This window comes from Paenibacillus terrae, assembly GCF_005217525.1.
Classification (GTDB): Bacteria; Bacillota; Bacilli; order Paenibacillales; family Paenibacillaceae; genus Paenibacillus; species Paenibacillus terrae_C.
Genome location: NZ_PNXQ01000016.1, coordinates 562,920 through 577,896 on the forward strand (window position 1 = coordinate 562,920; position 14,977 = coordinate 577,896).

The 14,977-nt window shown below is 45.8% G+C and carries 16 protein-coding genes; 3 read left to right on the top strand and 13 right to left on the bottom strand.

Translation table 11 applies throughout. The annotated features are described in order from the left end of the window. Positions 1-16: 16 nt before the first annotated feature. The 9 genes from C1I60_RS20120 to metH form a co-directional block, all read right to left on the bottom strand. Complete coding sequence (locus C1I60_RS20120) at positions 17-1,138, bottom strand: 23S rRNA (cytidine(2498)-2'-O)-methyltransferase RlmM (RefSeq protein WP_434784425.1); 1,122 nt, start codon at positions 1,136-1,138, stop codon at positions 17-19. After that, the gene (locus C1I60_RS20125) at positions 1,098-1,871 is read right to left on the bottom strand and encodes an ABC transporter ATP-binding protein (RefSeq protein WP_137063312.1); all 774 of its coding nucleotides are present in this window, start codon (positions 1,869-1,871) and stop codon (positions 1,098-1,100) included. Before C1I60_RS20125 ends, C1I60_RS20120 begins: the two co-directional genes overlap by 41 nt. Further along, a complete protein-coding gene (locus C1I60_RS20130; RefSeq protein WP_137063313.1) occupies positions 1,868-2,182 on the bottom strand; it encodes a thioredoxin family protein in 315 nt (104 codons plus the stop codon). Before C1I60_RS20130 ends, C1I60_RS20125 begins: the two co-directional genes overlap by 4 nt. Continuing rightward, a complete protein-coding gene (locus tag C1I60_RS20135; RefSeq protein WP_137063314.1) occupies positions 2,179-2,517 on the bottom strand; it encodes a cyclic-phosphate processing receiver domain-containing protein in 339 nt (112 codons plus the stop codon). Before C1I60_RS20135 ends, C1I60_RS20130 begins: the two co-directional genes overlap by 4 nt. 63 nt (positions 2,518-2,580) lie before the next feature. Next, a complete protein-coding gene (locus tag C1I60_RS20140) occupies positions 2,581-3,438 on the bottom strand; it encodes a deoxyribonuclease IV (RefSeq protein ID WP_170970854.1) in 858 nt (285 codons plus the stop codon). After that, a complete protein-coding gene (locus tag C1I60_RS20145; RefSeq protein WP_137063315.1) occupies positions 3,428-4,246 on the bottom strand; it encodes an Fpg/Nei family DNA glycosylase in 819 nt (272 codons plus the stop codon). The genes C1I60_RS20140 and C1I60_RS20145 overlap by 11 nt, the downstream gene beginning before the upstream one ends. Positions 4,247-4,319: 73 nt before the next feature. Continuing rightward, the gene (locus C1I60_RS20150) at positions 4,320-5,126 is read right to left on the bottom strand and encodes a TIGR01457 family HAD-type hydrolase (RefSeq protein WP_137063316.1); all 807 of its coding nucleotides are present in this window, start codon (positions 5,124-5,126) and stop codon (positions 4,320-4,322) included. A 509-nt stretch (positions 5,127-5,635) separates the two neighbouring features. Then, positions 5,636-6,568 (bottom strand): ribonuclease Z, encoded by a 933-nt coding sequence (rnz, locus tag C1I60_RS20155; protein WP_137063317.1) that lies wholly within the window; start codon positions 6,566-6,568, stop codon positions 5,636-5,638. Between the two features lie 80 nt (positions 6,569-6,648). Next, a complete protein-coding gene (gene metH / locus C1I60_RS20160) occupies positions 6,649-10,089 on the bottom strand; it encodes a methionine synthase (protein WP_137063318.1) in 3,441 nt (1,146 codons plus the stop codon). 230 nt (positions 10,090-10,319) lie between these two features. Here metH and C1I60_RS20165 point away from each other — a divergent pair, with 230 nt between their 5' ends. Continuing rightward, positions 10,320-10,862: a cupin domain-containing protein gene (locus tag C1I60_RS20165; RefSeq protein WP_137063319.1), complete on the top strand. Its 543-nt coding sequence runs from the start codon at positions 10,320-10,322 to the stop codon at positions 10,860-10,862. A 123-nt stretch (positions 10,863-10,985) separates the two neighbouring features. Here C1I60_RS20165 and C1I60_RS20170 read toward each other — a convergent pair whose 3' ends face one another. The 4 genes from C1I60_RS20170 to C1I60_RS20185 all read right to left on the bottom strand — a co-directional run bounded on the left by C1I60_RS20170 (position 10,986) and on the right by C1I60_RS20185 (position 13,293). Further along, entirely contained in the window at positions 10,986-11,780 is a 795-nt protein-coding gene (locus tag C1I60_RS20170; protein WP_170970883.1) for an HAD family hydrolase, read from the bottom strand. A 194-nt stretch (positions 11,781-11,974) separates the two neighbouring features. Further along, a complete protein-coding gene (locus C1I60_RS20175; protein WP_137063321.1) occupies positions 11,975-12,484 on the bottom strand; it encodes a hypothetical protein in 510 nt (169 codons plus the stop codon). A gap of 128 nt (positions 12,485-12,612) precedes the next feature. Next, positions 12,613-12,819 (bottom strand): DUF896 domain-containing protein, encoded by a 207-nt coding sequence (locus C1I60_RS20180; protein ID WP_137063322.1) that lies wholly within the window; start codon positions 12,817-12,819, stop codon positions 12,613-12,615. Positions 12,820-12,924: 105 nt separating this feature from the next. After that, positions 12,925-13,293 (bottom strand): LysM peptidoglycan-binding domain-containing protein, encoded by a 369-nt coding sequence (locus tag C1I60_RS20185; RefSeq protein WP_137063865.1) that lies wholly within the window; start codon positions 13,291-13,293, stop codon positions 12,925-12,927. Positions 13,294-13,483: 190 nt separating this feature from the next. Here C1I60_RS20185 and lexA point away from each other — a divergent pair, with 190 nt between their 5' ends. Beyond that, the gene (lexA, locus tag C1I60_RS20190) at positions 13,484-14,110 is read left to right on the top strand and encodes a transcriptional repressor LexA (protein ID WP_013310545.1); all 627 of its coding nucleotides are present in this window, start codon (positions 13,484-13,486) and stop codon (positions 14,108-14,110) included. A gap of 428 nt (positions 14,111-14,538) precedes the next feature. Beyond that, entirely contained in the window at positions 14,539-14,709 is a 171-nt protein-coding gene (locus C1I60_RS24580) for a hypothetical protein (RefSeq protein ID WP_170970855.1), read from the top strand. The last annotated feature ends 268 nt before the right edge of the window (positions 14,710-14,977 follow it).

The following is a 14,977-nucleotide window of genomic DNA, read 5'->3' on the forward strand; positions in this document are numbered from 1 at the left end:
TACCGATTGTAAAGCATTATTTTCCATACTTGATCATATACAGTGTGATCTCATCCCGGTTATGGAATAGCTGCTTGGCCCGCTGAATCTGCATGCCGGACTGCTCGAACGAAGCGATCACATCATGAATAAGCGCCAAAGGCTTTTTATGCATTAGCTTGACCGTTACGATGGCAGTACCGCCACTGCGTAAACTATACAGCAAATCGGTGACGAGCCTTGCCATTTGTTTGGGACTCCAACTCATATCACAGACCAGCAGATCGAATGTATTTTCTTTGAATTTGACCTCACTCGCATTTTTACGCAAAAAAGTCAGATTGGCATACTTCATCAACGAAGGCTCCATCTTTGCCGGATCAACCGCCGTTACCTTGAGTCCACGCTCCAGCAAAAAGGAAGTCCATCCACCTGGCGCTGCCCCGATATCCAGTCCTTGATGAAAAGCACTAAAATCAATGCCAAACGTCGCTTCTGCCTCCAGAAGCTTGAATTTGGCACGAGAGATTTGTCCGTCCTCCTTCTGAAAACGAACTGCGCCTCCGCTCCAGTCAGACAGATTATCCTGAGGTTCCAACACACCTGCATACCATGTATCCTTATCGGCATAAACGGACACAATAACCTCGGCTCCCTGCACCGTAAGCTCCATGGGAAGATCACTTATTTGTTCACTCAATGCCTGCTTTAGCGCACCTGCGCTTTCAGTCCAACTGCTGTCAGCTCCTTTACGCACCTGTAAAGAAACACGCTGATCTATCAGTTCTCGGCGGTTACGAATAAAAGCAACCAAACGCTCCAGCACCTGAGCCAAATCCGTACCTTCCTCCTGAAAATGAACAGGAAATAGATGACGCAAAAACATTGGCGGCTGCCCCGTAATCGTCCCTAATGCCTCGCTTGCATCTGCAGGTAGTGTAGCCAGAAAAATTTCACCTGGTAAAAGTATTGTGCTTTTCACGGAGCCAAACATTCTTCTAAGCTCTTCTTGGGCATAAGGTGCAAACCCATGGTTGGCCGTGCAAACAAATCTTGACGATAACAAAGCGGTTTCACCCTGTTCATCTGTGCTCTTGTATATTTCCTTCAAAATAACGTTACCCTCCAGTGCACACCCGAATCCAGGGACGTTCGCCATCCCAATCCAACTCAACTGGAACTTCATAAGTGTGCATAATCAATTCTTTCGTTAAAACATCTTTTTTCGGTCCGGCTGCTGCTACCTTGCCATCACGAATTAGCGCTACATGGGTAAAAAGGGGGACAATCTCCTCAATATGATGAGTTACATAGACCACTGACAAATCCCGCTTGCGAAGACGATCAATTTCAACCAGCATTTTTTCCCGTTCAAATAGGTCCAGTCCGGCGCAAGGCTCATCCATAATCAGCAAACGAGGCTCCGCCATCAGTGAACGAGCCAGCATCACCTTTTTTCGTTCTCCCTGAGATAAGGTACCCAGCGGATGATGCATCAGAGCGCCTAAATTCATCCCTTCCAGCAGAGATATGGCTTTTTCCCTTGTCTCTGTCGGAATCTCCTGATAAAAGCGCAAAAAAGCATACGCTCCAGTAGCAACCACTTCCCAAACCGGATCTTTTAAAGCTAATTTCTCCAGCAACGTCTGGCTGATATATCCAATCTGCTTGCGTACTTCCCGTACGTCACATTGACCAAATGTTTGCCCAAGCACTTTGACCGTTCCACGACTCGGAAACATATACCCGGTCATCATTTCCAGCAATGTTGTTTTACCAGAACCGTTGCGCCCCAGAATGACCCAATGCTCATTTTCCCGTATTTCAAGATTCACATCGTCTAATATTCGTCTATCTTCCCGCTGCAATGTGATGTTCTTCATAGATATCATTCCACCACGCTCCTTATCCTGCTCAGCAAGTGTTCCACAGATTCCATTTTGTAGATAATTTCAGGACTTCCGTTCTCACCGTTATATAAAAGAAGGGCAGGAACACTGGAAATCCGGTGCTCCTGTACCAGTTCAGGAATATAGTTAATATTGCTTTGCAACACGACTCCTTCGGGGAGCAAATGCTCTGCCACTTCCAGCATCCGCCGGGCCGCCGCGCAGGTTCCGCACATGGGAGTGTACACAAACAAAGCCAGCTTGCATCCCTCCCATATGGCGCGACGCACCTCCTTTTGTCCCAGCTCCTTCATCGTTCCGACTCTTTTCTGATCTCGCTCATGCGCTCCTCCGGTACCGGCCCGTTATGCACGGTAACTCCTTCCGGCTTGTTGGCATACAGCAGCTCGTACATGGCTCGTCTGCCCTCTGGACTAGAGGAATGCAAATAAATTTCACGCGGATACAACTGCTTTCCTGCAATAGCAGCAGCCACATCTTTCCCTGTTGGCTGACCCGGTCCCAAATCATAGTCCAGCGATAGCACCGAAATCGGGTATTCATGAAGCAGTAACAAACACTCCTCTGCATCCCTTGCCAGCTTAAAGCCAGGAGGACAAGGCCGATAATCGTCCATAAACAAATGCATCAACATCTCCTCCTTTTTCCCATGGATGTAAGCTTCATAAGCCTCAAAGATGAAGATCATCCTTCAGACTGTTTTCTGCCAGCTTTGGATCATTTGAATATCTTCACGATGTGTCCCATCAGATCCCGTTTCGGTTTCCAAAACGACAGGAATGCCTCTTACCGGCTCCTGCTCCAACATCCAATGCATGCCCTCCAGACCAATACATCCCTGCCCGACACGTGCATGTCTGTCTTTTTTAGAGCCATACGGGTATTTAGAATCGTTCAAATGAACTGCACACAGAGCTGGCCAATAACCGAGTCGCTCCCCTTTTTCGATCAACGCCTCATCACATCCACCGTTCCACAATCCAGCTGCATACGCATGACAGGTATCCAGACAAAAGCCGATGCTGTCAGGATATTGGCACAACTGGCGAATTTGCACCATTTCCTCCAGCCTGGTTCCCATCGGACCGTGATCCCCTGCCTGATTTTCAATCAGTATTTTTGCATTTCCCTGCCAACCTTCCAGCACATCATCAAAACAACCAATGATATTCCGATAGCCGTCCAGCGGGTCAGACGCATGGGTATGCCCAAAATGAACGACAATCCCCTTCGAGCCACAGGCTTGAGCGATATCCAGATCGTTTCGCAATGAAGCAACTGTCAGCTCATAAAGCTCCTGTCCGCGTTCGCGCCCGTGAGCTGGATTAACGGGATATGGCGAGTGGCCAATAGATTGAAGTTCATGTTTTATACAATAAGCTTTGCAAGCAGCCGCATCAGCAGCATTCCATTCCTTCTGCCTAAGACTACGTGGGTTTTTCGGAAAATATTGAAAAGAACGTCCCCCCTGCTCTCGTGCACGCGCAGCGGCTTTGGAAAAACCGCCTCGCGTGCTCACATGAGAGCCGATCAGCAGTTTAGGCATCATGCTGCTGTACCGGGCAATAAAATGCTTTTTTTCCCACCAGCTCTACCCGCACAATTTTCCCGCCGCTTGGCGATTCTTCTCCTTCACGGTCATACACCCGGCACTGATGGTCAAAACCGCCCGTCAGCGTATCCCCCTCCATCAAAGGAATTTCCATATAACCGCCTTCTGCAGTAGCTTCACGAAGTACGGATTGCGTAGCATGGTACAGCTTTTCCACTTTTTCTGGCGACTGCACGATGTTTTGTACTTTGGAACCTGGTGTAAATCCGGCGATATAAGCAATTTCGTCTGAATAACAATTGCCAATACCGGAAAAAACATGCTGATTCACCAGCGTTGTTTTCAAAATACCCCTACGTCCCTTCAGACGTGCCGTGAACTTTTCCAATGTCATACGACGATCCAGCGGATCAGGTCCGAGTTCAGACATCGCCTCTTCTGTTTCTTTTGCCGTCAGCAAGTGCAGGTAACCCAAGCGCAGCCCGATAAAATAAAGCTTTACTCCACTAAAATCCAGTTCAATTTGAACCGTACGGTCAGGGCGCTGCTCCTCCGTTCCCAGATACAGCATTCCTCCCAGCATCAGATGCAGCACAAGCCGCCCGCCCGTGTTCAGATGAAAAATCAAGTGCTTGCCTCGACGCTCCATATATACAACGGTAGTTCCCAGCAATTGCTTCTCAAACGTTTCCACTTCGGTATTAATGGATTTCACACGGTTAACCGTCACTCCGGTAATCGGAATGTCCAAAATTTGTTTTGACAATAGCGTTCTGTAGTTCTCCATCTCAGGAAGTTCCGGCATGTCAACATCTTTCCTTTCGTAGCTGCAAATCACTTTTGATTCTTGCAGATTTTTTTAAAATGTATATTCAATATTACTTAAACTCTTCTCGGAGCCAATCCTGCAATTCATCCAGATTGTCAAATATCAGGTCAGGTTTTACTCCAACGGCACGCATATGTCCGTCCATATTAGCGCGGGTCGAAACACCCGATAGTATGAGAGCTGTTTTGCAACCTGCCGCCGCACCTGCCGCAATATCGGTAAGCATATTATCGCCCACAACCAGAGCTTCATCCGCTCTAATGTTCAAGTGATCCAGCGCATAGTTCATTAACACGCTTGAAGGCTTGCCGATGACGACGGGCTTTACCTGTGATGCCGCCTCAATCGCAGCTCCAATCGTTCCTGCCCCCGGCGTGAGTCCATCTTGTGAAGGTAATTGAAGATCAGGGTTTGTCAAAATAAAAGTGGCTCCTTCCCGAATCCATCGCATAGCAGCAACCAGCTTATCATATGTAAATTGGCGATCTATCCCCTGCACCACATAATCGGGATGATCCTCCACAAGCTGCAATCCGGCATCCGTAAGAGCCTGACGCAATCCCGTTTCACCAATACAATATACACTTGCTCCAGGGCTTTGCTGTGCAACATATTGTGCAGCCGCCAGCGCCGAAGTACATACTTCATCGCTAACTGCATCAATTCCCATACCGACCAAATGCATTGCCACCGACTCAGGTGTGCGTGAAGCATTATTCGTAACATAAGCATAAGGTATCTGGTTCGTGCGCAATTGGGATATGAGCAGATCCGCACCCTTGATCATCCGGTCCCCATGGTACAATGTTCCATCCAGATCAATTAGTAACGATTTTATCGTAATTCCCTCCCGCACTTCAAATCAATTCATCTTAAACATTTGAATGATAATTCATCCCATGAATAATGTTCACCCTCTTATTTAATCACCTTAATCATTTAGGTCATAAAATAAGAGGAGCTCCCCATTTCATCTTATCTATCTTAAGTCAAAAATACGTATGAAGTCCATGAATTGCTGATAAACCGTTCAAAATAATGCCATTCCTCGCTAAAAGCCGTCGCTTTCCCATGGAATAAGCTTACACCTCCGTCGAAATCCATCGAAGATGCCTTTTTTACAAGGAAAATTTCCTGTAGTTCCTCACCCTGCTTAAAATATAAAAACCTTAAAATTCGATATATAGAAAACGGAATATATCACACCTCCATATGTGGTAGTACAAATTCATTCGACCCCACCCATATGTCGTCCTCAACTCTTGTCACATCCTGCGCTTTCCCGGAAAATAATTTCGCAGGAAAAACAAAGGCACCGGAGCAAGCCCCGGCACCCATACACGTTTTATCCTCTATTACTACCGTTTATGAACCGATATCAGGCACGGCTAACAGCACATGCTGCTCCGCCAGCAATGAATTGGGGAATATACTCCGCGCTTCCTCCAGCAACGGCTGGAGCTGCTCCTGATCTTTATATCTGGAACTAAAGTGCGTCATAATCAACTGACTCGCACCTGCCGCTTTTGCTGCTTCCGCTGCCTGGAGTGCTGTACTATGATGATATTCATACGCCGTTTCCGCCAGCTCATGCAGAAAAGTAGCTTCATGAACGACAACCGTTGCATCTTGAGCCAACACTACGGTATTCGGGCAAGGTCGCGTGTCACCAAGAATGGTGATGATACGTCCTTTTTTCGGCGTACCCATTACATCCTGCGGATGAAGAATGACCCCACCCTCCACCTCGACACTTTCTCCACGCTTCAGCTTACCATACACCGGGCCTGGCTTGATTCCGTATTGCTCCAGCAGCTCCTGATTGAGCTTGCCGGGCTTATCCATCTCTACAATACGATATCCGTAGCTGTCAATTCGATGATCCAGCAAAGCCGACTCCACACGGAACTGCCCATCATCAAACAACAGCCCTCCCGTATGCTCCACAATGTGTAGTGGGTAGTTGATATGGGATTGACTTATTCCCAGAGATAATTCGACGTACTGCTTGAGTCCGAGCGGCCCGTAAACCGTCAGCGGTGTCGTCCCCCCCTGATACGCCCTGCTCGACAGCAGACCCGGCAGACCAAAGAGATGGTCTCCATGCAAATGGGTAATGAATATTTTTTCAAGCCTGCTTAGCTTAAGCGGCGAACGCAGTACCTCCTGCTGAGTTCCTTCGCCGCAATCGAACAACCACATGCTTCTTCGTTCTTCCAGCAAACGGAGTGCGATGGACGTCACGTTTCGCTGGATGGTAGGCACACCTGCATTCGTGCCGAGAAAATAAAATTCCATGACTTTTTAGCCTTCTTCCTGCTGACCAGCAAAACCTCCGAAGCTCCGGAGGGTCTTTGCTATCCCATCTGATAAAGGTGTTATACCTTTTCGACGTTAAAATACTGCGCTTGAGGGTGGCTGAACACCATAGCTGATACTGAAGCCTCCGGTTCCATCATAAACCCTTCTGTGAGTTCAACGCCAATATCCTCAGGTTTCAACAGCTGGAACAATGGTCCCTGATCCTCCAGATCAGGACATGCCGGATAGCCAAAAGATACCCGTATGCCCTGATATCTAGCCCCATGCCGCTGTTTCATCGTCATGTCTGCCGAGTCCGGGAAACCCCAGCTGTCCCTTATAATATGATGAAGTCGCTCAGCGAGTCCTTCTGCCACTTCCAGCGCTACCGACTGAAGTGCATGAGAGCGTAAGTAATCCCCTTTTTCTTTCCATTGCGTGGAAAGCTGCTGAATACCATGACCCGCCGTAACGACCATAAAACCTACATAATCCATAACTCCAGATTCCACCGATTTCAAAAAGTCAGCCAGACATAAATAAGGCTCTACTTGTTGACGCGGAAACGTAAATGTATGCAGTACCTTGCTCACATCTGATGGATCATAAACCAAAATCTGATCTCCCTGTGACTGCGCCGGGAAGAAACGGTATACAGCATGTGCCTGAATAATTCCATCCGTAACGGCTTCAAACATGATGCTATCTACGGTTTCCTTTAACTGAGTCGCTTTCGGATTCCCCGAAGCCAGCAATTGCTCTACATTTCCTTTTAATCCAAGATGGTGCCCCATCAGCATCTGCATATTCACATAAGGCAAAATATAATTGAGCGGATAGTTACGCAGTACATGGCGATCCGTATCCGGCGGAATATAGACGGGCAAATCCTGAGCAATGTTAGAGCGAACAGCCCGGGTAAGTTTAGGCAACGGCTTGGCTTCCACGCCCGTTGCGGCTTCCGCTTCCCGTTCAGCCTCCATTTCCTCTGCCATTTTCTTGCGGGACTCAGGATTCATCAGCTTGTTAGCTATGTCCAAACCATCCATTGCATCCTTCGCATAGACAACCATTCCGTCATACTCGGGACGGATACGGTTTTTCGTAAACTTACGCGTCAAAGCAGCTCCGCCAACCATAATCGGGATATCAATATTCGCATTTTTCAAATCCTGTGCAGTCAACACCATCTGTTGAGCCGATTTAACAAGTAAACCGGATAAGCCAATCGCGTCGGCCTTTTCTTCACGGTAAGCCTCAATAATGCGTTCTGGTGGTACTTTTATACCCAGATTTACAATATGGTAACCATTGTTGGATAGAATAATCTCTACCAGGTTTTTACCAATGTCATGCACATCACCTTTGACCGTAGCCAGCAAAATCTTTCCTTTTACCGAGGATTCATTTTTCTCCATAAACGGTTCCAAGTAGGCTACCGACGCCTTCATGACTTCAGCGCTTTGCAGCACCTCTGCAACGATCAATTCGTTATTGTTAAACAAACGGCCTACTTCTTCCATTCCCTTCATCAGCGGCCCATTAATAATTTCCAGCGAAGAATACTTGGCGAGCGCTTGCTCCAGATCTGGAATCAGCCCCTCCTTACTGCCCTCTACTACATAGGAAGCCAGCCGCTCTTCGAGCGAAAGGTTGGACACCTTCTCCTTCTTCTCCACTTTCTTATTACGGAAAGCAGCCACAAAAGCAGCTAATGTATCGTCGTTCGTTTTATAAATCAGGTCTTCGGCGAGCTTTCGTTCATGCTCGGGTATCGAAGCATAACGTTCGAGCTTCTCCGTATTTACAATCGCATAGTCCAAGCCTGCTTTGGTACACTCGTACAAATAGACGGAATTGAGAACCTCACGCCCCGCCTCCGGCAATCCGAAGGACACGTTACTAATACCCAGAATGGTGTGAACTCCTGGAAGCGCCTCTTTAATAATCCGAATCCCCTCAATCGTTTCCTTGGCCGAACCGATGTATTGCTCATCACCTGTGCCCACGGGAAATACGAGTGTATCAAAAATAAGATCCTCCGGAGCCAGACCGTAACGGTTCACCAGCAGATCATAAGAACGTTTGGCCACCTCAAGCTTATCCTCACGTGAAATAGCCTGTCCGCGCTCATCAATGGTTCCAACAACAACAGCCGCGCCGTATTTATGAATAAGTGGTGCCATTTTCTCGAATTTCTCTTCGCCATCCTCCAAATTAATGGAGTTAATGATCGCCTTACCTTGCGAATATTGCAAGGCGGTATCAATGACCTTGATATCCGTCGTATCAATTACGAGAGGAACCTTTACCTTATTCACTACCAGCTTCAAAAAGGCTTCCATATCCGTCATTTCATCACGGTCCGGGTCCTGTACACAAATATCTATGACATGCGCTCCGCTCTTTACCTGAGCACGGGCAATTTCGGAGGCCTCTTCGTATTTGCCTTCCACGATCAAACGCTTGAATTTGCGGGAGCCAAGAACATTCGTTCGCTCACCAACCATATAAGGACGATTTTCCTGTTCAATATATACAGGCTCAATACCCGATACAGCCGGTGGGTGATGGCCTTCCAGCGGACGCGGCTCAAACTGAGCCATACTTTCACTCATAACCCGGATATGCTCAGGCGTGGTACCGCAACAGCCCCCTGCGATATTAAGCCAGCCTTTTTCGGCGAAAGCAGCCATTTTACGTGCCAAAGAATCAGGAGATTCATGATATTGACCGTTTTCATCGGGCAGACCTGCATTCGGATAACAGCTAATTGCTGCTGAGGACATATCGGAGAGAGAGCGAATGTGATCCCGCATAAATTCCGGCCCTGTAGCACAGTTTAGCCCGATCGACACCGGATGCAAGTGTTCCAGCGATATGCAGAAGGATTCAATATTTTGACCTGCTAAAGTCGTTCCCATTGGTTCAATCGTTCCCGAAATCATTAACGGAAGCTCAATACCTGTCTGTTCAAAAGCCTGCCGAATTCCAATACTTCCGGCTTTGACGTTAAGTGTATCCTGTGAAGTCTCCAAAAGCAGGGCATCCACGCCACCTTCAATCAGCGCCAAGGCCTGCTCTTCATAGCTCTCAATTAGCTCCGCAAACGTAACACCACCTGTCACGGATAATGTTTTCGTCGTCGGTCCCATGGCTCCTACAACAAAACGAGGCTTGTCCGCAGTATAGTACTTATCTGCTGCATTACGCGCCAATTTAGCTGCAACCAGGTTAATTTCACGGGCACGCTCCGGTATATCGTAATCCGCCAAAACAACGGATGTTGCTCCAAAAGTATTCGTTTCAATCAGGTCTGATCCGGCCTCCAAGTATGCTTCATGTATCCCTTGAATGACATCTGGTCTAGTCAAGACCAGCATCTCGTTGCAGCCCTCTAGCTCTTCCCCGCCAAAATCGTCGGGGGAAAGGTCCTCTTGCTGGATCATGGTGCCCATGGCCCCGTCAAGAATGAGTATTCTTCGTTGTAATGCATCCTGTAAGCTAACTTTATCCAAAATCTCTTCCCCCCCCGCAAAACGTTAAATCCTAGTTTAGCAGAAACCGTATCATTTAGATAGATTGAAGTAAAACATACGTTTTATACGGCTTCTTTTGTGCAAAAGAAACTTTCGATATTCATTGTTACAGTTTTCAACATAAAATATTTCAAACCTATATTGTACAACGATTCAAGACATGATATCCTGTATACAACATTAAACCAAGTGGAAAAGAGGGATAATAGATGGCTGAAATCTTTATACGCAATACGAATGTACGAATTAGCGATGAAGACAAGGTACGTGAATTTTTGGAGAGTCAAGAGGTATTGTACGAGCATTGGGATGCCTCCAAGCTGTCCGGGGAGCTGCAAGAAAACTTCACCCTGACAGATGAGCAAAAATTGGCTGTTCTAAGCACTTTTGAAGCCGAAATCAAGGATTTAGTCGCCCGCCGTGGGTATAAAATATGGGACGTTATCACCTTGTCCGAAGCAACGCCGAATTTGGACGAGCTGCTTGCCAAGTTTGAGCAAATTCATATCCATACGGAAGATGAAATCCGTGCTATTGTAGCAGGCAAAGGTATTTTCATCATTAAAGGTCCTGAAGAAATCGGTTATTTTAATGTTGAGCTCTCACCGGGTGACGTTATTTCCGTACCAGAAAATATTCCTCACTTCTTTACCTTAATGGAGAATCAGAAGATCGTCGCAGTACGTTTGTTCATCGAAGAAAATGGCTGGATTGCCGAACCGTTTGAAGATCCATCGTTTATTAAGGCATAATACCTGCTATTAAAGAATAATAAGAATTCACCCTAATGTGGATAAAGCAACTCCCTCTGCTCTGAGGTACCTGAGCGGAGGGAGTTTTTTTGCCTTATTACTATAATAAGAAACGGAGAGCACTTACTTAAACGATTGAATAATTCCATTCAATTCGGACAGATGCTTAATTTCGAACTTTGGCTTGATTTCAGTAGTATTGGTTTTGGCGTTTCGGTTCACCCACACGGAGTGCACACCTGCTGCCAGAGCTCCTTGAATATCAGTCGTCAGCTTATCCCCAACCATTAAAGCATGTTCAGGCTCAATACCGAGAAGCCCCAAAGCATGCTGAAAAATAGACGGATCAGGCTTGCCTTTACCAAACGAACCTGAAATAACAACGTGATCAAAAAATGGAGCTAACTGCGGAACCCCATCCAGCTTTTCCTGCTGTAGATCAGGGGAGCCGTTTGTCAACAAAAGAAGCTTATACTGCCCTTTCAATTGCTCCAGAATCTCAAACGTTTCTTCATAAACATGGGGACGGGAGCGTCTTTCCAAAGCAAATTGGGTTGCCAGCTTCTGCGCCAACTCCTCATTATCTATCCCCAGCTGTTGGAGACCTCTACGCCAAGATTCCTTTCGATAAGCAGGTGCCAACTGTTCCAATTGCCGGAACTCAGGCTGCTCTCCTGCCGTAAAATTCGCCCACAATCCCTCAAACGGATTAATACCAATCAATTGAGTAAAACTGAAGGTTTCATAAGACTCATACAAAGAACGCGCTTCCTTGCGGACTGCTTCTTCCAAAGCTTTTGAATCAACGCCTGCTTCCTGGGAGCCTGTCTGGCAGGCCGCGTCAAATGCCTCTTCTACGCTGCGCTCATCCCACAGAAGTGTATCATCAAGATCGAACATTACGGCCTGAATCGCCATCTGAATCATCCACTCTCTTTCCACTTTATTATGTATGCTGGTTCCGCCTTATTGCGTCTACAAGCATTCCAATCGTTATGTGCCCATATTAATCAAGAGGCCGCAATGTGTTATATGAAATAACTTCATGCGACCTTATTTACAGAGGTTGCAGGCCCACCGACAATTTAAACGATTCGTACCAACAGAAGTCGTTATTTTTTGTCTACTTGAACCTGATTAGATAGCGCAAACTTCTCAAGCCGCTCTGCAATGGCATCCGTATCATAACGGCCCAGTGATTTTGTAAAAATAAAGTTGCCACCCTTACCTTTTCTTTCAACTGTTACGTAACCCTTTTCAATCTTGATGGCTTTCATATCCTCTGCCGTCATTGGACGCTCTCTGCCACCCTTCAACATGTACAACGTGCTCTTTCCAACCTTCAAATAAGGACGTCGGATGAAAAAGATAACAGCCAGCATCAAATACAAGCCGAATACAAGCCAGTCCATGCCGCGCATACCAGTCTTAGTCAAAAAATAACTCATGAGCATGTACAGAACTGCAAGTCCAGCCAACATGATTGGCACGGTAATATTACGTCCACGGAAAATATCCATTGCAGAACCGGTGCCACTAATGGTTTGGATGCCTTGCTTTTTGCGCGACTTATTCAAATGCGCTGTGTTTTTGCGAACTTTTCTTTCAAATGACCGGGCCATCTCTCAATTCCCTTCCCAAATATATTGCCTAAAAACAATTGCCACCAATCCTAATCTATATAAATACCAAAAATAGATACCTAAAAAAACGAAAAGCAAATTACGTGGGCTAAGCCGCTTTAGCGACATTAATGCGTCAGCCCACCATTTCCCTTCGACGCATCTTCGTCCACAATTTCAATCGTATCAAGTTGCTGCCGGAAATTACGGCGAATGTTATCCAAATAAATTTCCCGAAGATTGGCGCGCTCTGTTGTTTCCTCTTCCGTCAATCCTTCGGCTTTTGCTTTGCGAGCCAATTCATTGATGCGCTGTACCAAGCTGTCTATATCCAAATTCTGTCCCCTCCATATAAGCAAAGATATAATACACTTTGACATGTAGAAAAGAGCTTGTCAAGGTTCTCGCATCACGTTCCCTAACAGCTCTAATGGTACTGCTCAGAAGTGTGGAAGCTTTAAAACCTGGCCTGCCTGCACTCCCCGTTCTTCCAGTCCGTTAATCCGAACAATTCCTTCTATATATACCCGTGTATCCATTCGTTTCGGTTTATGATTGGAGGCAATCCGCCACAATGTGTCCCCAGGCTGCACAATAAGTTTGGTTACCTCTTCATTCGGAACCGATGGAGCCGCGAATACCGTCAGTACACCTGTACCCGCAATCCAGGAGATGATAACCAGAATAAGAAGTTTGGAGAGAATACTGTTAGTAATGGTCCGTACAAGCTGTGCCTTTCTCTCATTCCGGACATTTTGCATCTTTTCTAAATTCAACGGAAAAATACTTTGATATGTGCTATATTTCATCATTGGCTGCGTCCTCCAAACGTTTGTTCCTATGTTTTTTCACAATATAACACGAACATTTGTTTTATTCAATAGAAAAGAGAACAAAAGTTCGCGATTATTTTTAGGGATTATTTAGAACTTATGTTTGTACGAACGGAGGTTCTATGCTATAATTTTCCCAAACGTTACTAAATGGGGTTGATACGGTATGTCTAAGATTTCAAGCCGCCAGCAGGCCATTCTTGAATTTATCCGCAATGAAGTGCGTCTAAAGGGTTATCCCCCTTCTGTGCGCGAAATAGGTGAGGCTGTCGGATTGGCTTCCAGTTCTACGGTTCACGGTCATTTGGATCGTTTGGAGAAAAAGGGACTGATTCGTCGTGATCCAACGAAACCACGGGCCATCGAGTTACTCGGTCAAGACGAATCGGATAACAGCAACTTGATTAATTACTCAATTAGTCGTGTGCCGGTCGTCGGCAAAGTTACAGCTGGTCTGCCTATTACAGCAACAGAAAATATTGAAGATTACTTTCCTCTTCCCCAACATTTTGTTGGTGAGGATAAAATATTCATGTTATCTGTTGTAGGAGAAAGCATGATTGAAGCTGGTATTGCTAACGGAGACTATGTCATTGTACGTCAACAGCAGACAGCCGATAACGGCGACATTGTCGTGGCCATGACGGACGAGGACGAGGCTACTGTTAAAACTTTTTACAAGGAAAAAGATCATATCCGACTTCAACCGGAAAATCCGGCCTTTGAACCGCTTCGTCTGACGCACGTCAGTATTTTGGGCAAGGTTGTAGGACTCTTCCGGGACTTCCACTAATTTTTCATTTTTCAGCCCCGTTATTCTTCCCTCTACAACAAAACCGGCTGCCCATGGCAAGCCGGTTTTGTGTTGATTTTATATATACAAAACGTTCCTCAAAGCTATTCTTTTTCCTTTTGATAGCCTTAGATTTTAAATCTTTGGAAAAGCAACTTGAAGCTGTATGTACTTTCCGAAAGAAATAACTACACAGAGTACCATCAGGAATATAAAGTGCTTTCTGTAACTTTATCCTACAACGTAAGTGGAAAAGGATACGGCAGGAAAGCATGAGTTTTTCCGTTCCTTACCTCCATACTTTATTTGTTTCTGAATATTAGGATCATAGGTGATAGCTTTTTTTTGCTTTTAATAGATTTATGCTGATACATTGCTAGCGCTAATGACATATGAATAAAGTAGACCTTAGAAAAGGAGATAAGCTGATGATCAAAAATAGAGTCAAGACGTATAAGCATCGTATTGGCAAGAACAAATTTCTGGTCGTAAAAGTCTTTCAGGCCGCAGCCGCCGAAACAAGAAGCGGTAACGCACTAGCCACAAACGCATTAAACATCAAAATTTCCAAACGCAGCCGTAAGCGTAAACACTTTTAAGATTCATCCGTACCTTCATTTCTTGTGAAGGGAGGTGAATATCATGTGTAAAAGACATTTCAAACGTAGCGTGAGAAGAAGAGGCTTATTGATCCTTTCAAATCAGAGAGCCATTGCACGTGCTAGAGGTAACGCACTGGCTGTTAATCTGTTTAGCGTAAATGATAGACAACGCAGACGTTAATGATGTTTTAAGTGAAAAGCGGGAAGGATTTCTTCCCGTTTTTTTGCCACATTATCGTGTATAACGGAAATTACACCTATAATA

Bases quoted from the DNA above. Each gene is read 5' to 3' on its own strand.
- C1I60_RS20120 (WP_434784425.1), bottom strand. From the start codon at position 1,138: ATGGCGAACGTCCCTGGATTCGGGTGTGCACTGGAGGGTAACGTTATT.
- C1I60_RS20125 (WP_137063312.1), bottom strand. From the start codon at position 1,871: ATGATATCTATGAAGAACATCACATTGCAGCGGGAAGATAGACGAATA.
- C1I60_RS20130 (WP_137063313.1), bottom strand. From the start codon at position 2,182: ATGAAGGAGCTGGGACAAAAGGAGGTGCGTCGCGCCATATGGGAGGGA.
- C1I60_RS20135 (WP_137063314.1), bottom strand. From the start codon at position 2,517: ATGCATTTGTTTATGGACGATTATCGGCCTTGTCCTCCTGGCTTTAAG.
- C1I60_RS20140 (WP_170970854.1), bottom strand. From the start codon at position 3,438: ATGATGCCTAAACTGCTGATCGGCTCTCATGTGAGCACGCGAGGCGGT.
- C1I60_RS20145 (WP_137063315.1), bottom strand. From the start codon at position 4,246: ATGCCGGAACTTCCTGAGATGGAGAACTACAGAACGCTATTGTCAAAA.
- rnz (WP_137063317.1), bottom strand. From the start codon at position 6,568: ATGGAATTTTATTTTCTCGGCACGAATGCAGGTGTGCCTACCATCCAG.
- C1I60_RS20165 (WP_137063319.1), top strand. From the start codon at position 10,320: ATGGCTGAAATCTTTATACGCAATACGAATGTACGAATTAGCGATGAA.
- C1I60_RS20170 (WP_170970883.1), bottom strand. From the start codon at position 11,780: ATGGCGATTCAGGCCGTAATGTTCGATCTTGATGATACACTTCTGTGG.
- C1I60_RS20175 (WP_137063321.1), bottom strand. From the start codon at position 12,484: ATGGCCCGGTCATTTGAAAGAAAAGTTCGCAAAAACACAGCGCATTTG.
- C1I60_RS20185 (WP_137063865.1), bottom strand. From the start codon at position 13,293: ATGAAATATAGCACATATCAAAGTATTTTTCCGTTGAATTTAGAAAAG.
- lexA (WP_013310545.1), top strand. From the start codon at position 13,484: ATGTCTAAGATTTCAAGCCGCCAGCAGGCCATTCTTGAATTTATCCGC.
- C1I60_RS24580 (WP_170970855.1), top strand. From the start codon at position 14,539: ATGATCAAAAATAGAGTCAAGACGTATAAGCATCGTATTGGCAAGAAC.